We start from the raw sequence: 21,796 nt of genomic DNA, 5'->3' as shown, positions 1-21,796 counted from the left end.
TTTTATGATCAAAGGAATGGGGTCTGGGGCCTCAAGGCCCCAGCGAGGTGTGGAGCAGCGCTCCACGTCCTTGTTTCCCAACTGTCGTGTCCTGTGGCGTGACATTTAACCCACGCAAATCGAACAGAGCCAAAGCCGCCAGCGCAAACCCCCTCTGGCGGTTTTCCTGACCCCATAAATAACAAATTAATTAAGTTATATAAAAACAATTTACATTAATAAATGCGCAATGCTAGCATCACTCCATCGTTCCTCACGCTGGAGAGCTTTGCGATGTCCTCCCCCTCGCCTGTCCTGATTGTTCCCGGCCTTGGCGGCAGCGGGGCAGACCACTGGCAAGCCCACCTCGCTCGCGCGCTGAATGCCCGCTGGCTGGAGCAAACCGACTGGGATACCCCCTCGCCAGTCCAGTGGGAGCAAACTCTTGCCGCCGCTTTGTCCGGCAGCACCGAGCCCGTCACGCTGGTCGCCCACAGCCTCGGGTGCATTCTGTCGGTACGCTGGATACTCGCCCATCCCGAAGAGGCTCGCCGTCGGGTCAATGGCGTGCTGCTGGTGGCCCCTGCTGATGTGGACAGCCCCAGCCATACACCGTCCGTTGTCCACAGCTTTGCCCCCATTCCCTTGCACACCCTGCCGGTTCCCAGCGTGGTGGTTGCCAGCCAGACCGACCCTTATTGCAGCTTTGCCCGTGCCCGCCAGTTTGCCGGACAGTGGGGAAGCGACCTGATTGATTTGGGGGATGCGGGCCACATCAATGTCGCCGCAGGCTACGGTCCGTGGCCACTGGCCCAAACATTGTGCGAAACATGGCACACTACCAGACCTGCGTGCGTTAGATCTGACGCCACAGTACACGACAATTGTGAAACAAGGACGTGGAGCGCTGCTCCACACCTCGCTGGGGCCTTAAGGCCCCAGACCCCATTCCTTTGATCATAAAAGAAAAAATGGGGGTTCGGGGCCTCAGGCCCCGAGCAGTTCAGGCGGCAGCCTGCACTGGTTTCACTCACTGTCGTGTACCGTGATCTGACGCAGGCACGCTGGTCTAACCTTTTGTCGTGCCGCATTGTTGTTGCGAAAACCGGTTCCCACTTTTCGCACAATGCTCCGGCCTGTCGGAGTAAGATGATCACCCCCCGGCCCTGTTTGCGCGAGGCTTGCAATGACCACCGCCCCCACCGAGACACCCTTTCTGCTGCCCCTGGTGTTGCAGCATAATCCCGCCGTTGCCCGTGCCCTACGGGCGGTGGCGGCTGACGTGGATCAGGTGAGTGACTGGTGGGGGCTAAGTGGTGCGCTCGCCGGACATGTTGCCGATCTCGTGGCTTTTCCCGGCAACAAAAGCGAGCGCTTGATGCTGGCCGCAGTGCTGGTCAAGGCTGACTATGCGGATGCGGCCTGTCAGATATCGCCCGATTTCTGGCGGGCGTGGTCAGGGCTGGATCGCCGGAACAAGCGGCTGATTATGGCCCTGCTGGAGGAAGACTTAGCCTTGCTCGACCTTTGAACGCGGCTTGATGCTGTCAATGTCGCAACGGGCAATACCGATATCGGCCAGCATGTGGTCATCCATCGCATGCAGCACGCGCATCTCGCGGCCGTGGTCCAGGCCATCCACCAGACGATCAAACAGGGTGATCATGGTCCGGGACAGACGCTCGCTCCACCGGGTGCGCTTCGGATGACCAAGGATATTTGACACTTCACAAGCCTGATTTGTGGTCAGGGCCTTTGTCGAAAAATCCATTGCTGACATAGCATTAGCTCCATTTCCCTATCCGGGTTGTCGTTACAAGGGCATAATGCGCTGCAAAATCAGGCAATACAAACGAGGCTTTTTCATATAAAGACTTAGAGGAGCTAACCCTTCTCCGAGGTTGCCATGGTCCGCCGTCTTCCCCCACTCAACGCCCTGCGTGCCTTCGAGGCCGCCGCTCGTCTGGGCAGCTTTACCGCTGCTGCCGACGAACTGAATGTTACCCCGGCGGCGATCAGCCATCAGGTCAAGAGTCTGGAAGAGTATCTGAATGTCGAGCTGTTCGTGCGGCTGCCACGCGGGTTGTACCTGACCGATGACGGCAAGGCATATCTGCCGGACCTGACCGCGGGCTTTGACTCCCTCGCCCATGCCACCGACAGTCTGCATGGCAGCCGTCTGGATGGTTTGCTGGCCATCAGCGTTCCGCCCAGCTTTGCACAATGCTGGCTGATGTCCCGCCTGCCGGACTTCTGCAAACGCTATCCCCAGATTGATCTGCGCCTCGAATCCAATGCCGAGAACTCACATTTCATCAAGGATCAGATTGATGTCGGTATCCGGCACGGGCTGGGCCGCTATCCCGGCCTGCGGTCACGGCTGATCATGACCGAGGAAATTTATCCGGTCGCCAGTCCGGCCCTGCTGGCCGGGGCGCATCCTTTACGGACATGGAACGATCTGCGCTATCATACTTTGCTGCATGATTACGTCGCCAATGACCGTGAACGCTGGCTGACGTGGGAACCATGGCTGGATCTGAACGGCATCCACACCGTTGATGTCTCGCGCGGGCTGCAATTCAACAACTCGGCAATGATGGTCGATGCGGCTCTGGCCGGGATGGGAGTGATGCTGGGGCGCACTGCGCTGGTTGGTCAGCATGTGCGCGACGGTCGCCTGGTGGCCCTGTTCGACAGCCGCCGCACTGCTGATTTTTCCTATTACGCCGTCTGCCCCGAAGCCACCGCCGACAAGCCTCGCATCCGGGTATTTGTCGACTGGCTGGTGCAGACGGCGCAAAGCAACGGGTAATGGGAATGGATTATTCCGCCAGCGGCTTGGGGCGCGAGCCGAAAATCGCCGTCCCCACCCGCACATGGGTCGCCCCCAAAGCGATGGCCGTCTGATAGTCGCCGCTCATCCCCATCGACAGGACAGTCAGCCCGTTACGGCGGGCAATTTCCCGCAGCAGGGCAAAATGCGGTGCCGGGTTTTCGTCCACTGGCGGGATGCACATCAGCCCGATGATCGACAGGCCCAGCGCCCGGCACGAGGCAATGAAGGCATCGGCCTGTTGTGGGGCAATCCCGGCTTTTTGCTCTTCCAGCCCGGTGTTGATCTGCACCAGACAGGCCGGGTGCCGCCCCTGCCGGGTCATTTCCTCGGCCAGCGCCTGCGCGATTTTCGGGCGGTCAACGCTTTCGATCACATCGAACAGTGCCACCGCTTCGCGAGCCTTGTTCGACTGCAACGGGCCAATCAGATGCAGTTCCAGATCGGGGAAATCAGCACGCAGCGCAGGCCACTTGCCTTCGGCTTCCTGCACGCGGTTTTCCCCGAACACCCGCTGCCCGGCGTCCAGCGTCGGGCGGATGGTGTCGGCGTCGTGGGTCTTGCTGACGGCAACCAGTGTTACCGCCCCGACCGGACGCCCGGCATCGTCTTCGGCAGCAGCAATGGCAGCCTTGACCGCCAGAAGACCATTGACCTGTTCACAAGAAGCGTTCATCGACCTTACCCAATCCTGTACCTCGGGGCAAAAAAGTGATGCCGACCCTAGCAGACAGCGTCTCGAAGCTCAAATGCCAGCGTAACCGCCGCCGCTCGCCTGCGGTCGCCCTGCCCACAGGCTGGTTGATGACCGACGAGCGCCTTGCAAACCCTCTGGCCTGTCTGGCCCGGCTGCCGGTGGGGACCGGAGTGATCGTGCGGGCAAAAACCCCCGCAGCCCTGCGTACCCTGGCCCTCGCCTTGCGCCCACTGGCCCGACGCCGACGGCTGCCGCTGCTGATTGCGGGTGACTGGCGGCTGGCAGCCCGCCTGCGCGTCGATGGAGTCCACCTGCCCGAAGCCCAAGCCCGATATGGTGTGCTGGCTGGAGTGCGTCTGTGGCACAAGCAGGGACGCCAACGCCTGTTGACGGTGGCCTGCCATGACCGCGCCGGGCTGGCGCGCGCCAAGGCCCTGAACGCCAGCGCCTGCACCCTGTCGCCGTTGTTTGCCACCCGCAGTCATCCGGGCAGTCGGACATGGGGCATCACGCGCGCCAGTTTGCTGATTGGTGCGCAGGCGACGGTTCCGGTGATGGCTTTGGGGGGGATCAATCCGCTGTCGGCGCAGACCCTGAACGGGCGTGGTTTCAGCGGGCTTGCCGCTATTGACGGCTGGACCGGCTAACCGCAGCAGCCCCCGCACGGAAACGCGCCAGCCTCCCGCGCGGAAACGCGCCAGCCCCCCGCGCGGAAACGCGCCAGCCCCCCGCGCGGAAACGCGCCAGCCCCCCGCGCGGAACGCGCCAGCCATCGTGTTCCCGAAGCGGGGAGAGGGATAACTCAGGGACACGATGGCCGCGCACCACTGACACAGGAGAGGATGGCCCATACCATGACAAAGTTCGTTTAATATGTTTAGTACTGATTTTATCTATGATTAATATGGTTAGCATATCAATGAACCGGCGACCCAACCATGCCCCGTCTGTCTGTCGAACTCCGCCGCATCCGCTATTTTCTCGCGGTCGCTGAAACCCTGCACTTTGGCCGCGCCGCCGAACGGCTGGGTATGGCCCAGCCGCCGCTGAGCGAACAAATCCGCAAGCTGGAAGAAGAGCTGGAAGTCACCCTGTTTGTCCGCAACACCCGCACGGTTGCCCTGACCGACGCCGGAGCCATCTTTCTGGCCGGAGCCCGCCGGGCGATGGACGAAATGGAGCGCGCCGCCGTTGCCGCCCGGCAGGCTGAACGGGGGATTCGCGGCCATCTGGTGCTGGGCTTTGTCAGCTCGGCCAGTGTCACCGTTCTCCCCAAGGCACTGGGACGCCTGCGGACCAGCATGCCCGACCTTGAACTGGACCTGCGCCAGTACCGCCACTCGCGTGATGTCATCGAATCGCTGTTGCAGGGCGAAGTGGACATCGCCGTCACCCGCCCCAGCGGCAAGGCCAGCATCAGCGAACACATCCTGTTGCGCGACCGGGTGCTGGTGGCCTATCGCGAAGACCATCCTCTGGCCGCGCTGGACGAAATCACCCCCGATACCTTGCGGGAAGAGCTGTTCGTCCTGTTCCCGCCCTATCAGGGCAATGTGGTCAACTCCGTGATTGGCCGCATTTGTCAGGCCTCTGGCTTCACCCCTCGCCCGGCGCACTTCGTTGATGACGTCTATGCCATGCTGGGACTGGTGGCCGCCGGAACCGGCATCGCCCTATTACCAGAGTCGCTGGCCAAGCTGGCGGTCAGTGGGGTGGCCTATCGTCCGCTCAGTGGCAGCAATGAAACCATGGACCTGTGCGTGGCGTGGCGGCGGAACGAAACCGCCCATCGCCTGCTGTTGCACCATGCGGTCAACCAGATTCTGGAATCACAAGGACTGCCTCCCCCTCTGGCGCAGGCGTCGCTGACGCCCTAGGTATCCCGCACTGGGGCTTTTCCGCCGTTCCCCCCACACGGCTACCGGAATGACAGCATGCTGATCGAAAAACTGAACTGGCGCTATGCCGCCAAAAAGATGGACCCCGCCCGCCCGGTCGACGCCGACAAGGTCGAGCGCATTCTGGAAGCCATCCGGCTGGCCCCGACCTCCAGCGGCTTGCAGCCGTTCGAGGTGATCGTGATCACCAATCAGGCCCTGAAGGAAAAAATCCAGCCGATCGCCTACAATCAGGGGCAGGTTGTCGACGGCTCGCACCTGCTGGTGTTTGCCGCGTGGGATACCTATACCGCCGACCGCATCAACATGATGTTTGATCTGGTCAATGCCGAGCGCCAGAGCGTCAACGAAGGGTGGGAAAATTACCGCCAGATGCTGCTGTCGACCTATCCGCAGCGGGACGCGCAGGTCAATTTCGAGCACGCTGCCCGTCAGGCCTATATCGGTCTGGGGATGGCGCTCGCAGCCGCTGCCTTTGAAGGCGTCGATGCGACTCCGATGGAAGGCTTCGATGCTGCACAGCTCGATACCCTGCTGGACCTGCGTGCCCAGGGGCTGCGCTCGGTGGCAATCCTGCCGCTGGGGTATCGTGATACCGCTGGCGACTGGCTGGTCAACCTGAAAAAGGTCCGCCGCCCGCGTGCCGACTTCGTTCGTGAGATTTCCTGACCAAACCTGCCGTTGTCCTGCCTTTCCCGTCACTTCCTACAGTGACGGGGGGCAGGCATCCTGTTAAAAAGTGCCTCCCGTGAATTGAGCCTGCATTTGATCGTCCCCACATAGTACAGGACGCCGTGCCGCACTCCGCACCGGAGGCCCCAGATGGTCCAGCCCAGCTTTTCCCGCTCCCGCCTGATCCTGCGCCTTGGCCTGCTGGTCCTCACCAGCATGATTGGGTTCGGCTCCGCCCACGCCGAAACGGCGGCCTCCAGCGAAACCGGCATCCGTTTTGTGCAAATCGCCACCGGCCCCACCGCCGGAACCTACTTTCCGGTTGGCGGTCTGATCGCCAACGCCATTTCCAATCCCCCCGGCTCCCGCCCGTGCGAGCGGGGCGGCAGTTGTGGCGTCCCCGGTCTGATCGCTGTCGCCCAGTCCACCAACGGCAGCATGGCCAATCTGGCCTCTCTGGCCGCCGGAACGGTGGATCTGGGGATGAGTCAGGCCGATCTTGCCTATTGGGCCTACCATGGCACCGGAGTCTACAAAGGCAAGGAACCGCAAAGCAAACTGCGTGGTATTGCCATGCTGTATTCCGAAAGCATCCACCTGGTCGCCCGCAAGGATGCCCGGATCACCTCGGTTGCCGATCTGAAGGGCAAGCGGGTTTCGGTCGGCGAAGAAGGCTCGGGTACGCTGGTTGACGCCATGCTGGTTCTGGAAGCCTATGGCCTGCGCAAGACCGACATCAAGCCGGAATACACCCGCCCGAGCAGTGCCGCCGACGCCCTGATTCAGGGCAAGATTGATGCCTTTTTCTTCGTCGCCGGGGCCCCGGTGTCAGCGGTCACCGCCTTGACCAACGAAGGACTCGCCACACTGGTGCCCTTGAGTGGCCCGCCAGCGCATGCATTGGCCCAGCAATACCCGTTCCTGCTGGTCAGCACCATTCCGGCCGACACCTACGAGGGCGTCCCCGAAACGCCAACCCTGTCGGTCGGGGCGCTGCTGGTTTGTTCAGCCGATGCCCCCGATGAGCTGGTCTACGGCATCACCGCTGCCATTTTCCATCCCAACACCCGCCCGCTGTTTGCCAAAGGCCATCCGGCAGCAAACAAAATCGCACTCGAAACGGCCTCCACAGGATTGGGGATTCCCCTCCACGCCGGGGCCGCCCGTTATTATGATGGACAAAAGGGGGCTTCGGCCACCAACCCCACGCAATAGGATGTGACCTGATGCCCTGTCCCGCCGTGCTTGTCGATGCCGCTGCCCTGACGCCCGAGGCTGTCGAGGTCGCCTGTCCCGTCCGCCTGATCGCCAGCACCGATGACCGGGCATCCCTGCCGCCGTATGCCGTTGCCACCGGCTTCAAGGCCGCTGTGGGCAGCATCTGTCTTTTGCCAAGCCAGGACGGGACCGGCATTGCCGCTGTCCTGCTGGGGATCGGGGATGGCACGGACCCCTACACCAGCCCCTTTGCCGCAGGCGATCTGGCCCGCAAGCTGCCTGCCGGACTGTACCGGCTCGCCGACGACACCCCGCAGGAGCAGGCCGGACAGGCCGCGCTGGCGTGGATGCTGGGGGCCTATGCCTTTGACCGCTACAAGAGCAAAGCCAGCGACGACGCTCTGGCCTGCCTGCTCTGGCCCGCCGGAGTTGACCGTGTCGCGGTCGAAGCTCTGGCAGCCGCCTTCGCTCTGGTCCGCGATCTGGTCAACACACCAGCCGCCGATATGGGTCCGCAAGAGCTGGAAGACACCGCCCGCGCCCTTGCCGACCAGTACGGAGCCGGAATGACCTCCATCATCGGGGATGACCTGCTGCATGCAGGCTATCCGGCGATTCATGCTGTTGGTGCCTCGTCGCCCCGCGCTCCCCGCCTGCTTGATCTGCGCTGGGGGGATGCCGATGCCCCCAAAGTTACTCTGGTCGGCAAGGGCGTGGTCTTTGATACCGGCGGCCTTGACCTGAAGCCCGCCAGCGCCATGAAGCTGATGAAAAAGGACATGGGTGGAGCCGCCCATGCCTTGGGGGTCGCCTTGCTGGTGATGGCCCACAAACTGCCGATTCGCCTGCGCGTGCTGATCCCGGTGGCCGAAAATGCCGTTTCCGGCACCGCCATGCGCCCCGGTGATGTCCTGCAAACCCGCAAGGGCCTGACCATTGAGGTCAACAACACTGATGCCGAAGGGCGCCTGATTCTCGCCGACGCCCTCACCGAGGCCGACAGCGAGTCGCCCGAGGTTCTGATTGATTTTGCCACCCTGACCGGTGCCGCCCGCGTGGCACTGGGGACCGACCTGCCCGCCCTGTTCAGCAACAACGATGCGCTGGCTGCCGACCTGCTGGCCGCCAGCACCGACAGCGCCGATCCGCTGTGGCGTCTGCCGCTGTGGCCGGGCTATCGCAGTCAGGTCGAAAGCAAGGTTGCCGATCTGGACAATGCCCCGGAAGGCGGCATGGCCGGGGCCATCACCGCCGCCCTGTTCCTCGAGCGCTTTGTTTCGCCCGACACACCCTGGGCCCACCTCGATACCTATGCCTGGAACGGCAAACCCCGCCCCGGCCATCCGACTGGCGGCAATGCATTGGGGATGCGGGCGGTGTTTACCGCCCTTCACAGTCGTTTCGGTTGACGAACTATCCCCCATCCTCTTAACTGCTGGCAGAGGGGCAACGCTGCCCTTCTGCCAGCCGACCATTCCGGGATGAAGCGGAGACCCCATGAGCGTCAAGATCACTGCCGTCGAGGCCCTCGACCTATGGCGCGGCGCCATCGTCGAAAGCGTCCGCCGCGAAGCTCCCGACCTGTCCGCCCGCCAGATGGCGCTGCTGCTGACCGTCTACCTGACCTCTCCGCCCCATACCGTGCGCGGACTGGCAACCCTGCTGAATGTGTCCAAGCCCGCCATCACTCGGGCCGTTGACCGGCTATCAGAATATGGTCTGGTCAAGCGCAAGGCCGACGAACTGGACCGCCGCAGCGTTCTGATCCAGCGCACGGTCAAGGGCAGCGTCTTTCTGCGGGAATTCGGTGACATTGTGGTCCATGCCGCCGCCGATGTTGGCAGTGATAGCACAAAAAGCACCGGTGGAGCTGGTGCCGCTGCCTAGAACTGTGAGCCTTAGAGCGTTTTCACACTGAGCGAAAACGCTCTCCATTTTTCGTGCCGTATTTTCCGAGCCGTTGACCGGAGACGGTCAACTTGAAAATGCTCTAAATGTGACGCCACGGTACACGACAGTTGTGAAACAGGGTCATGGAGCGCTGTTCCAAACCTCGCTGGGGCCTTGAGGCCCCAGCCCCCATTGATTTGATATTGAAAGAAAAATGGGGGTTCGGGGCCTCAGGCCCCGAATGGGTTTGGGCGATAGTCCATTCTTTTCCACCAACTGTCGTGTACCGTGCCCTGACGCAGGCACGCTGGTCTAACCTTTTGATCTGTCCAGTAATTTTGCGCAAAACCGGTTCCCGTTCTTGCGCTCACTGCTCTCAAGCAAGTTCCGAGGCATTCCGCGCACCCTTGCGTATTGAAAAAGCCGCTTTCCAGCAGGAAGGCGGCTTTTTCAATACGCGCTTTCAGCTCCATGACGTGCACAGGACCGATATGAACGATATTTCGTTCATATCGGATAAAGCAGAGACCCACCCTTCACGCTTTTCCCGAAACACCCAGACATAACCACTGGTGGAAAATCATCTGATAGAATATTCACATCATTGAATTTACTAAAAATATTCCATTCTTACTCCGCAAATATGCCACACTCCCCTTCTATAACCGGTGGGGTCACAGTCGGACACAGGTCCGCCTTTCCGACCATTGTATCGCATGCTGCCTGTCAGCTATGCGCACCTTGGCGTGTACGATTCTCACGACAGGGATGGTTGAGGCTGCACGATTCTCAAGCCAAGCGTTTCCCGGATGCCATGCCAGCAGGCAAAGGTACCCCTTGCAGGTCACGCCGCAAGTGCTGCAGGGCCATTTTCAGGCCGATCGCCCGTTCATCCGGATCCTCATAGGCATCCGACAGGTCCGCATAGATTCTCGCCGCCAGTCGCCCCACATCACGGTCGGAAATCGCCGCTCCGACCTCTTTGTAAACCCGCCGGATTCCTTCAACGACTCGCCCCAGCAGGTCCTCATCCAGAACCACTGGCATGGTACTGACAGACGACGACCGCGGCATATCCTGCCCTGTGGCCAGCCAGTCGATGCTAACCCGTCCTGCACGGGCAATTGCGATCAACGTATCCAGAGTTGGACGGTTTCCGGACAGAATACTTTGCAGGGTGCTGGGTGCAACGCCTGCCCCCAAAGCAAAAGAGCGGACAGACTGTCCCCCAATGATGGCCCGTATCCGGGCTGACAGATCATCACTCATCGTACAGACCATTATAATCCACTGATAAACATCAAGAATGACAGGGTTTCCCAGCTTCCGCTTCCCAACGACAGGAACAACTGAAGCGATTAAAGATGCAGATATGCGACAAACTTTCGTTTTTCCGATTGACCGGTGAACGAAATTTCGTTAACTCTGCCTTTAGAGAACACACGCATAGCGATATGTGACGGAAGTACCCACTTTAAGGTACGGACACGAATTGTCACGACCTTGCGCCAACAGCATGACAACCCATTCTTTTACAAGAAGAATCCTTCCCATTTACGGGTAACCGATACGCACAAACCGCCTCCATCATGGTGAACGACTTTTAGTGTACCGGACGACCCCAGCCTAGCACGCGCAAAACGCGCTGCCATCATGAAAAACCCGCCTGGCTTCCTTTCCCCGGGATTCGCTGTTCCGGCCGGATAAGCCGTTCGTGCGCCCATTTCGCCATTCTCATCAGCCGCCAGAAAAGCATCGAGTCCATCCATGTCCATTGACCATCACACTCCGGCTTCCCGCCTGTCCCTCCGCCACCGTGGCGAACGGCCCCCCCGTCGGCCACAACGCCGCCCTCTGGCCCATCAACAACACCGCCCGACGCCGTTTCTCAGCGAGACCATCCGCATTGCGGTGATTGCCGAATTGCACCGTCTGCGCTGGAGTCCCACCCTGCCATCCGATGCCGTGGAAATCGGTCGATGATCAGTCTGAGCGACAATCTGGCGGCTTTTTCCGCCTTCCTCGCCGGCTATCAGGACAGCGGCATGGTCCTCGAAGCCCCTGCTCTGCGGGCCCTGCGAGATGAGTTTGACCGCTATGTCGAACAGGCACGCACCCTGGAAAGCCATTTGCCTTCTGCAATTCCCTTTGATCTGGAGACCCGTTGATGATCTCGCCTTCCTTGCCTGCCCTGCTGGCCGAACTGGCCGACGCCATCGGCCTGCCCGCCGCCCTTGCCATCGCCCATAACCGGGGGGGACAGATGGTTTATATTCCGCAACCGGATCATTTGCCGGACAGCCACTGGCTGGTTGAAACCGTCGGCATGGATGCAGCGCGCACCGTCGCCGCTCATCTGGGTGGCGGCTGTCACTTGATTCCTCTGGGACCGACCGGCACACGGGCCACCATCAAGACCGCGATTACCGACAGCCTTCAACGTGGTCTGTCCATTACGCAGATTGTTGCCGAAACGGGTGTTTCCCGGCGTACGGTCGAACGCCATCGGGCCACGCTCCGGCAAAAATAAGGTCTTTTTTTACACCCTGCGACAACTGTCGGTCTTATTATCAACAGCAATCTACCTCAAATTGCCCTCACCAACGACACCACAGCGCGAGGGCACAGCGTGATCCACTCTCTTGATCAGGCATTCAAAACCAGACTGAACAGCGCCAGCAGCGGTGGCTTGCTGGGCTACACCCTGGGGACCATCGCCTCGGTTCCAACTGTCCGTGGTCAACTGGCAGCCCTGGCCCAGACGCCTCCCTCTCTGCCCGGCTGCTGGCTCTGTATCAGTGATATCATCGCCCAGGAGGGGAGCCACAATGGCAAATGGCCACTGCGCGTGACCCTGTCAATCCTGTGTGCGGCCCCAACGCTCGACGATCAGGCCGACCAGCCAGGCAGCCTGACAATCGCACAGGATCTATTGGCCCTGTTGACCGATCAAAGTCTGGGGCTTGCCGGGGTCTTCACTCCGCTGACTCCGGTCAGTCTGTCCCCGGTGACCGTGACGCCTGCCAATGGCAGTGCGCTGTCGGTGTGGCTGCTGACCTTGACCACCCGCCTGATCCTGTCAGCGCACCCTGATGCCCTCAGCCCCGATTTGCCTGCCCTCAGCGCCCTGCCCGCCACCACCGGAGCCACCTCGGCAGCCCGGCTGGAGGCCGCGCTGACACAAGGCGCAATCATCACCGGTCCGAATACGGTTTCCCTGCAATGGGATACTGGAACGACCAGTGTGCCCTACACCGACACCCTGACGGTGTAGCCCTGTCCTCTTACGAGGTTTTCCATGTCTGAACTTCTGCTGATCAAACCGGCCCGTGCCGGTGAGATCGTCCGCGACCCGGTCGACGGTACGCCGTTGGCCGCAGCGGGCGACTACAAGCCGCGTCTGTCGTACTGGCTGCGCCGTCTGGCCGCTGGCGATGTGACCGATCTTTCTTCCCTTGCCGCTCAGGAGCCGCAGGAATGACCATTTCCTTTAATCAAATCAGTGCCTCTCTGCGTACGCCGGGGGTTTATGTCGAGTTCGACAACTCCAAGGCCGTGCAGGGTCTGGCGCTGGATGTGACCCGCCCGCTGATGCTGGGCCAGATGCTGACCTCGGGTTCGGCGACCGCGCTGGTGCCGGTGCGGGTGACCAGCGCCGCGCAGGCCGTCCGCCTGTTTGGCCGTGGGTCGATGCTGGCCCAGATGGTTGCCGCCTGGAAAACCGCCAACAGCGACAGCGATCTGTGGGTGATGCCGCTGGCTGACAACAGCGCCGGTCAGGCCGCCAGCGGGACCATCACCGTCAGCGGCACTCCGACCGCTGCCGGAACTCTCGCCCTCTACGTCGCTGGTCAGCGGGTGCAGGTGGCGATTGCGGCGGGCCAGAGCGCGGCCACCGTTGCGACCGCGATTGCGGCGGCGATCAATGCCGATGCCGACCTGATCGTGACCGCCAGCGCCACCACCACCGTCGTTACCCTGACCTGCCGCCACAAAGGTCAGGTGTTCAACGGTCTGGACCTGCGTCTGAACTACTATCCGGGCGAAAGCACCCCCAGCGGTCTGGGCATCGCCTTTACCACCGTCAACGGCGGCTCGGGCAACCCCGATCTGACCGATGCGCTGGCGGCGCTGGGGGACGTGCAGTACCACCACCTCTGCTCGCCCTACGCCGATGTTGCCAATCTGGTGCTGCTGGAAGACGAGTTCGGCAGCCGCTGGGACGGCATGCGCCAGATCGAAGGTCAGGTGTGGACCGCCACCGTCGGCAGCCACAGCAGCCTGTCGACGCTGGGCGCCAGCCGCAATTCCGAAGTCCTGTCGATCCTGGGCGTGCAGGGCTCGCCGACCCCGGTGTGGGTGATTGCCGCCATCTATACCGCGGTGGCGATCAAGGCGCTGGACAACGACCCGGCCCGCCCGCTGCAAACGCTGGTGCTGACCGGCATGCTGGCCCCGTCGGAATCGCTGCGCTTTACCCGCACCGAACGCAACCTGCTGCTGTTTGACGGCATCAGCACCTTTACCGTCGCCGCCGATGGCACCTGTGCCATCGAACGCGCCATCACCACCTATCAGGTCAACAGCTCGGGCCTGCCCGATCCGTCGTATCTCGACGTCGAAACGCTGGCCACCCTCGCCGTCCTGCGCCGCACCATGCGGTCGCGTCTGGCGCAGAAATTCCCCCGCCACAAGCTGGCCAACGATGGCACCAACTATGGCATCGGGCAGGCGATCGTCACCCCGTCGCTGTTGCGGGCGGAACTGATTGCGCTGGCCCGTGAATGGGAAACCCGTGGCTGGGTCGAAAACATCGACGACTTCAAGGACCAGCTGATCGTCGAACGCAACGCCGACGACGCCAACCGCGTCGATGCGGTGATCCCGCCGGACCTGATCAACCAGCTGCGCGTGTTCGCTGGTCAGGTGCAGTTCCGGGTGTGACCGGCCTGCCGTTCTCCTGTTTCTCTTTTCTGCTCTGAAAGGGGCTCTTCATGACCATGTATATTGGCCGCGCCAAAATCACCTTTGACGGCACCGAACTGGACTCGGCTCCGGGGGCCAAAATCACCCTGGGCGGCGTCAAGCGCACCCCGGTGACCACCATGTACAAGGTGGGCTACAGCGAGTCGCTGGTCCCCGCCACCATCGAATGCGAAATCGCGGTGTCGGATGCCACCCCGCTGGAAACCATCCGCCAGATTGCCGGTGCCACGGTGGTGTTCCGCACCGACATCGGCAAGTCGTGGATGGTGGCCAACGCCTTTGTCGAAGACCCGCTGGCGATCACCGCGAAGGAAGGCGGCAAAATGACCGTCAAGCTGACCGGCGACCCGGCCGAAGCCGTCTGATCAGGAGGCACCGACCATGAACGATGACAGCAGCCAGGCGATGTCCTCTGCCGATCCGTCCCTGTATGCGGTGTCTTTGGGGAGCCCCGTTCATCTGAACGGGGCCACCTATCACACCCTGCACCTGCGCCCGCCGACCGTCGGCGACCAGCTCGATGCCGTCAAGCCGGGCATGAGCAATGCCGAGGCCGAACTGGCCCTGATCACCCGGTTGACTGGCGTGCCGCTGGAGGTCATCCGCCAGCTGTTGCTGACCGATTACCACCGCCTGCAGGAGATTCTGCTGGGTTTTTTCTCCCGGACGCCGGGCACCTCCGCCGGGACGTGATCGCCTTCAGCCGAGGCACCGGCTGGTCCCTGTCCGAGATTCGCCGCCTGACCACCCACGACTACCTGCTGTGGGTGAAGGCCTTCAACGCCTTGTATAGCGAGGGTTCCTGATGAGCAGCAACCGCCCCTCCGGGGCCAATGATGGCGGCGAGTCGGCAGACTTTGCCTCGGTCATCACTGGCACGAAAAACTCCTTCTCACAATTGGCGGCCTCAGGTGCACGCCTGAATCGCGTATTGCAAGCTATCGAGCTGTCCATCACCGCATCCAAATTTTTCTACGAATTTGGAGCGCGCGGAATTCAAAGCCTGTCTCCAAGCTATGACATGGTCTTTGACCTCAAAATGGACAGTAGAGAGGCCCCGCACCTATACCGGAACCTGAACAATCTGGGAGACGCCAACGAAACAAACCTGCCCTGGAGTACTATAAGCGGTATCGGGCAAATCTTGGCCAATGACGATATCGACGAGATTCAACTACGGCAGGGGGTGAGGGGTGTCGGGCGAACGGAGCAGGCCACCCAAGTGCCCTACGAAACTGCCGCCCAAGCCGCCCGCAAAGCCCATGATGACCTGAAAGTGGCTTATAACGATATTGAGGAGGTACTAGGCGTACTGCATGATATGGGAGATCCGGACGATCTCGACTTTGAGCCCCTGCTGAACGCCATCCCCAACCTCAGCCAGTTGGCCGAGAATATCGGCATGAAAGACAAGCAAGGCCTGATCGATCTGGGGGCTGCCCTGAAAGAAGCCGGCACCCTGACCGATACCCCGGTCGCAGCCTCGACGATGGTGTCCGAAACACTGAAGAGCCTGAATTCAGCCACAACACAGGATGCCTTCAAGGCCGCAGGGATCGACCTGAAAGCCCGTCTGGCAGAGGGAAGGGCCCAAAATCTCTCGGAATTCACCGTTGCAGCTCAGGCGGTCCACGAAGTGGCCGGGGATGATCCAAAGAAACGGACCGCCCTGCTCAATTCCCCGCAGGCCGAAATGCTGCTCAGCAGGATCGGTGGCAAGGACAGCCGGCTTCAAGAGCTGCGGAGCCATAAGCCGGATGAACAAAACACCATCGGCGCCTTGTACAAGCGGCGCCGCGAGAACCCAAAAAGCAATGCTGATGCTGCAGAAAACGCCAGAAGCCGACTTGGGCGCGCAATTGATATGGGCTTCAAACCATTCACGGACAAAGTGAATCAAATTCAGGCTCCACTCTTGAATGACGTGGCACAGTTTGTCGAATCGATCGTCTTCAAGCCTGAAACCGGCCTGTCAGACCAGGATTTTCTCGACGCAAAAATGCGCAATAAAAATAATGCGCCAGTTTCTTTGCCAATACCACCACGCGAGAAAACGGGCACCTCGGCGCCACAGAACAAAAGCAAGGCACCAATTTCCCTGCCCATGCCCCCCCCTGCAACTGAGAAACCTCACGCGGCAGGCTCTCTCGCCCCGGGGGACGCCTACGACACCGCTCGTAGCAATGCAGCCACTCTTACCCCTGTTTCCGCGGAGACCAGCTCTCCCCCCGGCCCGCAAAGCCTCCTCGACCCCAATCGTCCCCTACTCGCCGACCCCGCGACCAAGGGCAAGGTCGATGTGTCGATCACCTTTGCCAATGCCCCGCCAGCGGCGATTTCCACCCGCTCGGATTCTCCGCAGGTGACGGTCAGCACCCAGATTTTCTCCGCCGCTCTCGGCCCGTCGATGAATGGACCTGTCTGAAATGACTTCATATTTCGACTCCCTGCGCGCCGCCAGCTTTCGTGGCGTCATGTTTGATGTCTCGACCCGCACCCTGAAGGGCGGTCGGCGCATCGTCCAGCACAGTTATCCCCAGCGCGATGCCGTCGGCAGCGAAGACATGGGCCGCGAAGCCCGCACCTTTACCGTCAAGGCCTTTCTGGTCGGGGCGGGCTGGATGCTGCGGCGCGATGCCCTGATCAAGGCATTCGAACAGGGCGGCCCCGGCGATTACATTGACCCGTGGGGGCGCAAACAGCGGGTGGTCCTGACCAGCTACTCCCTTGAAGAGAACATGGGACAAGGGGGGCATTGCACCTTTGACCTGTCGTTTGTCGAAGCCGCCGAACAGCACCGCCACACTGTCCTGACCGACACCGCCGGAGTCAGCACCAGCACCGCGACCACCGCCAGCACGGCCATCCTCAGTGACTTCTACGCCCTGTTTGACACCAGCAAGGCCAATGCCCTGGTGCAGGATGCACAGGCAACGCTGTTTGGCCTGTGCGACACCATCAACGGACTCAGTGCTGCATCGGGGGTCATCGCCGGGATCAACAGCCTGAAAGCCTCGGTCTATGGCCTGCTGGTTGCTCCGGCTGATCTGGCAAGCGCTGTGCTTGACCTGATTGGAACGCTGGGAAACAGCGTCGATATCGCCGACCGCTATCGCACGCTCGGACGATTGGCCGGTTTTCAGGCCCAGTCGGTTGGCTCGGCCTCGGTCGGCTGGGTGGCTCCGGCGACCAGCAGCCAGATTGCCGCCGCCCGCCAGAACGCCGCCACCGGCACAACCACCAACACCAGCGTCAGTGAAGCGGTGGCGGTCAACCGCGCCGCCCTGACCACACTGGTTCAGGATACGGTGCTGATCGAACAGGCCAAATGCTCTGCGGCGATGACGTTCGAGTCCTATGACGATGCCGTTGCCATTCGTGACGCCCTGATCAGCGGACTGGAAACCCGCATGAGCACCGCCGATGACGAGGTGTACCGCGCCTTTGACAGCCTGCGGACCGCCATCGTTGCCGATATCGCTGCCCGTGGCCTGTATCTGGAACGCCTGACCACCCTGACCCTGCCGACCTCGCTGCCCGCACTGGCGTTGGCATGGCGTCTGTATGGCGATGCCACCCGCGACGAAGAGCTGATTGCCCGCAACAGCCGTCTGATCTGCCATCCCGGCTTTGTCCCCGGTGGCGTTCCGCTGAAGGTGCTCAACCATGCCTGAGACCGCTGCCGACCTCGTGACCTTGCGCGTCAACAACACCCTGCATCGCGGTTGGAGCACCGTCGATATCACCCGTTCGCTCAGCACCATCAGCAACGCCTTTTCCCTCACCGTTGCCAACGACTGGGGATCGGACAGCCCGACCCTCAACAGCACCCTGCTGGCGCCGGGCGATATCTGTCAGGTGCTGATCAATGACCAGCCGGTGGTCACCGGCTATATCGACAGCGTCAAGCCGTCCTACGATGCCAAACAGCACCAGATCAGCGTCAGCGGACGCGACCGCACCGGCGATCTGGTCGATTGTTCGGCAGACGTTCAGGAATGGCATGATCATTCCCTCGACGATATCGTCCGCGCCCTGATTGCGCCGTTTTCCCACCCCGAGCTGGGGGAGATCGGGATCAGGGTTGTTCCCGAGGGTCGCCTTCTTCCACAGGTGGCCAAACATTCGGTGCATCCCGGCGATACGGTGTACAGCGTCATCGAACGTCTCAGCCGTCAAACCGGCTGTCTGGTCTGGTCTGACGGCACCGGAGGCCTGATCATCGGCAATCCGGAGACGACCGAGACCGCTGCCCCCCTGCAGCGGGGCGTCAACATCCTCAGTGCCAATGCCAGCAACAGCTGGAGCAAGCGCTACAGAAACATCGTCGTGCTCAGCGATACCCCAGGCAAAACCAGCGGACCGACAGGCACCCCCCCCTTTTCACTGAGCGATCCCGCCATCGGAGCCAGAGACCCGGAGATCACCCGCTATCGCCCCCTGCTGATGATTGCCGAAGCAAGCGTCAGGGACGATCTGCTGCAGAGACGGGCCGAATGGGAACGGCGACACAATGCCGGGCAAGGTCAATCCTATATCGTCACGGTGCAGGGCTGGTTGCAGGATGGCCAGCTGTGGACGCCGGGGCAAACCGTCTCCCTGAAAGACGCCTGGCTGGGGGCAGACGACAACTATCTGATTTCCACCGTCAACTTCAAACACGGGACCGGCGGTACCACCACCACCCTGACGGTGACCCCGGAAAGCGCCCTCGGCCCGGAACCCAACGACGGGTACTACAAAAAGAAACAGCAGGACTCATCAGAGCCCCCCACAAACACCAGCGCTGCCTCACAGAAAACCTGACACAAGGCCTTTTCCCATGCCCCATATCGCTCATCTGGCGCGCCGACTGGCGTTGCTGATCGGACGCGGCTGGCTGCGGCTGACCAATGACACCCCGGCCATCCAGCAAATTCAAGCCGAATTCTTTGCCGGAGAAGTCCACGACCAGATGGAACGGGTCCAGGACTACGGACTGACCTCGGTCGCCCATCCCGGCATGCAGGCCATCAGTGCCTTTGTCAATGGTGACCGCAGCAACAGCATCGTGCTGGCCGTTGCCGACACCCGCTATCGCCTGCGCGGCCTGCAAACCGGCGAAGTCGCCCTGTACGACGATCAGGGGCAGGTGGTCCACCTGACCCGCAGCGGCATCAGCATCAGCACCCCGCTGTCGGTGACGGTCAGCGCCGGTCAAAGCCTGCGCCTTGAAGCCGAAGACATCGCCCTGCATGGCCGGACCTCGCTGTCATGGGACGTGGATGGCTATGGCCGCCGCGTCACCAGCACCGGCGGCGGCAGTTACGAAGACAAGACCTGGCAGCAAGGGGCCGTCGTGTCGCCGCAAACCCTGCCGATCCGTCCCCCCGAAGGGCCATAAGGAGTGCCCCCATGGATATCTGCACCACCTTTTCACCAGAAACGCTGGAGTGCGACTGGGGACTGGACATCGACAGCGACAGCTCGGCTCCGGTCGATCTGACCAGCGACACCAGCCTGCGCACCGCCATCCTGCTGTCCCTGTTTACCGATCGCCGGGCCAATGGCGACGACAGCCTGCCCGACGACACCGACGACCGGCGGGGCTGGTGGGGCGACAGCCTGCCCCCTGCCACGGCGGCAACCGGCTGGCAAACCGGCTCGCGGTTGTGGCTGCTGTCCCGCGCCAAACAAACCGATGAAACCGCCCGGCGCGCCCGCGATTACGCCGAGGAAGCCCTTGTCTGGCTGACCGACAGCGGCGCGGCCGATGCGGTCACCGTTGAAACCGCCTGGCTTCCTGCCAGCACGACGAGTGCCCGCTCGGGCGTGTTGACCCTGAAGGTCACCGTCGACCGCCCGTCGGGGGTCCCCGCCACCTATGACCTGTTATGGAGTCTCGTGTAATGCCCTGGTCACGCCCATCCCTGAAAGAACTGGTCAGCAGCGCCGAAACCACCATCGCCACCGCGCTGGGCCTGACCGTCCGCCCGCAGGTTTCCAACTGGGGCATTCTGGCCCGCGTGGTCGCCGGGGCGACCCATGGCCTGTATGGCTATCTGGGCTGGCTCAGCCGCCAGCTGTTGCCCGATACCGCTGAAACGGCATGGCTGGAACGTCATGCCTCGATCTGGGGCCTGCAGCGCAGCGCCGCCAGCCGTGCCAGCGGCCAGCTGACCGTCACCGGCGCCAGCGGAGCCATTCTGCCGCAGGGCACCCTGTTCCGCCGCAGCGACGGGCAACGCTTTGCCACCACCGCCGACCTGACCATCCCGTCCAGCGGCACCGGCAGCGTTGCCATCACTGCCAGCACCGGCGGGACCAGTAGCAACAGCGACAGCGGCATCACCCTGACGCTGCTCACCTCACAATCCGGGATTGCCACCACCGCCACCATCAGCACCGGCGGCCTGAGTGGCGGGACCGATGCAGAGAGCGATGACTCGTTACGCTCCCGCCTGCTGACCCGCCTGCGCCGCCCACCGCAGGGCGGCTGCGCCGATGACTACCTTGCGTGGGCACGGGAAGTTGCCGGCGTCACCCGTGCCTGGGTCTATCCTGATTGGGCCGGAGCCGGCACCGTCGGCCTTGCCTTTGTCTGTGACGAACTGGCTGACCCGATCCCAACCGCCACCATGCGGGCCACCGTCAAGGAGTGGGTTGATGCCAAGCGGCCAGTGACCGCCCACCTCGAAGTCATTCCGCTGACCGCGCAACCGATCACTGTTGTTTTGTCCTCGCTGACCCCCAACACCAGCCTGGTCCGCACCGCCATTGAAACCAACCTGCGCGACCTGCTGGCCCGCGAGTCAGCCCCCGGAGCCACCGTGTTGATCTCGCACATCCGCGAGGCGATCAGTCAGGCCACCGGCGAAACCGATCACGTGCTGGTCTCCCCCATCGCCAACATCACCCTCGCCAGCACCGCCTTTCCGGTCTTTGGCGCCCTGACCGTCCAGTAACCCGCTGAACCCCGCTGAACATGGATCTTGTCCCATGGCCCCTTCTACCGAAGAGTCCGTTCCGGTAGTGCTGACCCCCGGCTGGGTCGCCTCTGCCGCCGACTACGCCAGTTCCCTTGCCGCCCTGTTCCCCCGTGGCCTTGCCTGGCCCCGCCACCCCGACAGCATTGTGGGGCAGGTGATCGGTGGACTGGCCCACTGTTTTTCCCGCAGCAATACCGACCTTGCCGCCTTGCTGGAAGAAGCCGACCCGCGCACCGCCATCGCCCTGCTGGACGACTGGGAACGGGTTCTGGACCTGCCCGACGGCTGTACTGGCGAGGGCGCCAGCACCATTCAGGGACGGCGCGCCGCCATTTTGTCCAAACTGCTGATGCAGGGGGGACAATCGCGTGCCGCGTTCCTCAAACTGGCCGAGACTCTCGGCTACCAGATCAGCATCGAGGAATTCCGTCCCTTCCGCGTCGGGTTCAGCCGGGCCGGTGATCCGCTGATTGGCATTGAGGGAGCGTATCTGTGGCGTGTCCGCATTTACGCCGTCCCCGTCCTGCGCTTTCAGGCCGGATCAAGCCAGACCGGAGACCCGCTGGCCGCCGGAACCGCCAGTGATCTGGAATGCCTGTTCCGCCGCCTGAAACCCGCCCACACCACCATCACTTTCCTCTATGAGGTCTGA

The 21,796-nt window shown here is 62.1% G+C and carries 27 protein-coding genes and 1 pseudogene; 24 read left to right on the top strand and 4 right to left on the bottom strand.

Annotated features, from left to right (window positions below; genetic code table 11):
- The first annotated feature begins 273 nt into the window (after positions 1 to 273).
- Together BW995_RS05905 and BW995_RS05900 are read left to right on the top strand one after the other, a co-directional pair.
- Entirely contained in the window at positions 274 to 936 is a 663-nt protein-coding gene (locus tag BW995_RS05905) for an RBBP9/YdeN family alpha/beta hydrolase (RefSeq protein ID WP_076399251.1), read from the top strand.
- A gap of 229 nt (positions 937 to 1,165) precedes the next feature.
- Complete coding sequence (locus BW995_RS05900; RefSeq protein WP_076399250.1) at positions 1,166 to 1,510, top strand: hypothetical protein; 345 nt, start codon at positions 1,166 to 1,168, stop codon at positions 1,508 to 1,510.
- Here BW995_RS05900 and BW995_RS05895 read toward each other — a convergent pair.
- Positions 1,490 to 1,705 carry a DUF1127 domain-containing protein gene (locus BW995_RS05895; protein ID WP_175616999.1) on the bottom strand — a complete coding sequence of 72 codons (216 nt, stop codon included), beginning with the start codon at positions 1,703 to 1,705 and terminating at the stop codon, positions 1,490 to 1,492. The two genes, BW995_RS05900 and BW995_RS05895, sit on opposite strands and share 21 nt — an antisense overlap.
- Before the next feature lie 180 nt (positions 1,706 to 1,885).
- Here BW995_RS05895 and gcvA point away from each other — a divergent pair, with 180 nt between their 5' ends.
- Entirely contained in the window at positions 1,886 to 2,794 is a 909-nt protein-coding gene (gene gcvA / locus BW995_RS05890; protein ID WP_076399248.1) for a transcriptional regulator GcvA, read from the top strand.
- A gap of 10 nt (positions 2,795 to 2,804) precedes the next feature.
- Here gcvA and BW995_RS05885 read toward each other — a convergent pair whose 3' ends face one another.
- Complete coding sequence (locus BW995_RS05885) at positions 2,805 to 3,491, bottom strand: YggS family pyridoxal phosphate-dependent enzyme (RefSeq protein ID WP_076399247.1); 687 nt, start codon at positions 3,489 to 3,491, stop codon at positions 2,805 to 2,807.
- 38 nt (positions 3,492 to 3,529) lie between these two features.
- Between BW995_RS05885 and BW995_RS05880 the strand changes: the two genes are divergently transcribed.
- The 6 genes from BW995_RS05880 (at position 3,530) to BW995_RS05855 (ending at position 9,187) form a co-directional block, all read left to right on the top strand.
- Positions 3,530 to 4,159, top strand: coding sequence for a thiamine phosphate synthase (locus BW995_RS05880; RefSeq protein WP_084194616.1), 630 nt, complete (start codon positions 3,530 to 3,532; stop codon positions 4,157 to 4,159).
- Positions 4,160 to 4,450: 291 nt separating this feature from the next.
- Positions 4,451 to 5,389, top strand: coding sequence for a LysR substrate-binding domain-containing protein (locus tag BW995_RS05875; RefSeq protein ID WP_076399245.1), 939 nt, complete (start codon positions 4,451 to 4,453; stop codon positions 5,387 to 5,389).
- Positions 5,390 to 5,446: 57 nt separating this feature from the next.
- A complete protein-coding gene (locus BW995_RS05870) occupies positions 5,447 to 6,079 on the top strand; it encodes a nitroreductase family protein (RefSeq protein WP_076399244.1) in 633 nt (210 codons plus the stop codon).
- Positions 6,080 to 6,232: 153 nt separating this feature from the next.
- A complete protein-coding gene (locus BW995_RS05865; RefSeq protein ID WP_084194615.1) occupies positions 6,233 to 7,297 on the top strand; it encodes a TAXI family TRAP transporter solute-binding subunit in 1,065 nt (354 codons plus the stop codon).
- Between the two features lie 11 nt (positions 7,298 to 7,308).
- The gene (locus tag BW995_RS05860) at positions 7,309 to 8,709 is read left to right on the top strand and encodes a leucyl aminopeptidase family protein (protein WP_076399243.1); all 1,401 of its coding nucleotides are present in this window, start codon (positions 7,309 to 7,311) and stop codon (positions 8,707 to 8,709) included.
- Positions 8,710 to 8,797: 88 nt separating this feature from the next.
- Complete coding sequence (locus BW995_RS05855; protein ID WP_076399242.1) at positions 8,798 to 9,187, top strand: MarR family transcriptional regulator; 390 nt, start codon at positions 8,798 to 8,800, stop codon at positions 9,185 to 9,187.
- 792 nt (positions 9,188 to 9,979) lie between these two features.
- Here the strand turns inward: BW995_RS05855 and BW995_RS21080 are convergent.
- A complete protein-coding gene (locus tag BW995_RS21080) occupies positions 9,980 to 10,264 on the bottom strand; it encodes a hypothetical protein (protein ID WP_245821336.1) in 285 nt (94 codons plus the stop codon).
- Positions 10,265 to 10,291: 27 nt separating this feature from the next.
- A pseudogene (locus BW995_RS21075) lies at positions 10,292 to 10,459 on the bottom strand (helix-turn-helix domain-containing protein); the annotation flags it as partial.
- Between the two features lie 498 nt (positions 10,460 to 10,957).
- On the opposite strand from BW995_RS21075, the gene BW995_RS05840 reads away from it, so the two are divergent.
- From BW995_RS05840 to BW995_RS05770, 15 genes are all read left to right on the top strand, one after another.
- On the top strand, positions 10,958 to 11,173 hold the full coding sequence (locus BW995_RS05840) for a hypothetical protein (RefSeq protein ID WP_076399241.1): 216 nt from the start codon (positions 10,958 to 10,960) through the stop codon (positions 11,171 to 11,173).
- Entirely contained in the window at positions 11,170 to 11,358 is a 189-nt protein-coding gene (locus tag BW995_RS05835; protein ID WP_076399240.1) for a hypothetical protein, read from the top strand. Before BW995_RS05840 ends, BW995_RS05835 begins: the two co-directional genes overlap by 4 nt.
- Positions 11,358 to 11,720 carry a hypothetical protein gene (locus tag BW995_RS05830; RefSeq protein WP_076399239.1) on the top strand — a complete coding sequence of 121 codons (363 nt, stop codon included), beginning with the start codon at positions 11,358 to 11,360 and terminating at the stop codon, positions 11,718 to 11,720. Before BW995_RS05835 ends, BW995_RS05830 begins: the two co-directional genes overlap by 1 nt.
- Before the next feature lie 99 nt (positions 11,721 to 11,819).
- Positions 11,820 to 12,464 carry a phage protein Gp37 gene (locus tag BW995_RS05825; protein WP_076399238.1) on the top strand — a complete coding sequence of 215 codons (645 nt, stop codon included), beginning with the start codon at positions 11,820 to 11,822 and terminating at the stop codon, positions 12,462 to 12,464.
- Between the two features lie 24 nt (positions 12,465 to 12,488).
- Positions 12,489 to 12,671, top strand: coding sequence for a DUF2635 domain-containing protein (locus tag BW995_RS05820; protein WP_076399237.1), 183 nt, complete (start codon positions 12,489 to 12,491; stop codon positions 12,669 to 12,671).
- The gene (locus BW995_RS05815) at positions 12,668 to 14,134 is read left to right on the top strand and encodes a phage tail sheath subtilisin-like domain-containing protein (protein ID WP_076399236.1); all 1,467 of its coding nucleotides are present in this window, start codon (positions 12,668 to 12,670) and stop codon (positions 14,132 to 14,134) included. The genes BW995_RS05820 and BW995_RS05815 overlap by 4 nt, the downstream gene beginning before the upstream one ends.
- A gap of 50 nt (positions 14,135 to 14,184) precedes the next feature.
- Positions 14,185 to 14,541, top strand: coding sequence for a phage tail tube protein (locus BW995_RS05810; RefSeq protein ID WP_076399235.1), 357 nt, complete (start codon positions 14,185 to 14,187; stop codon positions 14,539 to 14,541).
- Positions 14,542 to 14,557: 16 nt separating this feature from the next.
- The gene (locus BW995_RS05805) at positions 14,558 to 14,869 is read left to right on the top strand and encodes a phage tail assembly protein (protein WP_076399234.1); all 312 of its coding nucleotides are present in this window, start codon (positions 14,558 to 14,560) and stop codon (positions 14,867 to 14,869) included.
- Positions 14,870 to 14,981: 112 nt separating this feature from the next.
- Positions 14,982 to 16,601: a phage tail tape measure protein gene (locus tag BW995_RS05800; RefSeq protein WP_076399233.1), complete on the top strand. Its 1,620-nt coding sequence runs from the start codon at positions 14,982 to 14,984 to the stop codon at positions 16,599 to 16,601.
- A gap of 1 nt (position 16,602) precedes the next feature.
- Entirely contained in the window at positions 16,603 to 17,850 is a 1,248-nt protein-coding gene (locus BW995_RS05795; RefSeq protein WP_175616998.1) for a DNA circularization protein, read from the top strand.
- Entirely contained in the window at positions 17,843 to 18,982 is a 1,140-nt protein-coding gene (locus tag BW995_RS05790; RefSeq protein WP_076399231.1) for a phage baseplate assembly protein, read from the top strand. Before BW995_RS05795 ends, BW995_RS05790 begins: the two co-directional genes overlap by 8 nt.
- Before the next feature lie 16 nt (positions 18,983 to 18,998).
- Positions 18,999 to 19,559, top strand: coding sequence for a phage baseplate assembly protein V (locus BW995_RS05785; RefSeq protein WP_076399230.1), 561 nt, complete (start codon positions 18,999 to 19,001; stop codon positions 19,557 to 19,559).
- 11 nt (positions 19,560 to 19,570) lie between these two features.
- Positions 19,571 to 20,065 carry a phage GP46 family protein gene (locus tag BW995_RS05780; protein WP_084194612.1) on the top strand — a complete coding sequence of 165 codons (495 nt, stop codon included), beginning with the start codon at positions 19,571 to 19,573 and terminating at the stop codon, positions 20,063 to 20,065.
- Positions 20,065 to 21,120: a baseplate J/gp47 family protein gene (locus BW995_RS05775; RefSeq protein ID WP_076399229.1), complete on the top strand. Its 1,056-nt coding sequence runs from the start codon at positions 20,065 to 20,067 to the stop codon at positions 21,118 to 21,120. Before BW995_RS05780 ends, BW995_RS05775 begins: the two co-directional genes overlap by 1 nt.
- A 34-nt stretch (positions 21,121 to 21,154) precedes the next feature.
- Positions 21,155 to 21,796 (top strand): YmfQ family protein, encoded by a 642-nt coding sequence (locus BW995_RS05770; protein ID WP_076399228.1) that lies wholly within the window; start codon positions 21,155 to 21,157, stop codon positions 21,794 to 21,796.

This window comes from Insolitispirillum peregrinum, assembly GCF_900156605.1.
GTDB lineage: Bacteria > Pseudomonadota > Alphaproteobacteria > Rhodospirillales > Rhodospirillaceae > Insolitispirillum > Insolitispirillum peregrinum.
Note: the sequence above shows the minus strand (reverse complement) of the source record. Positions and strands in the feature narration are given on the sequence as shown.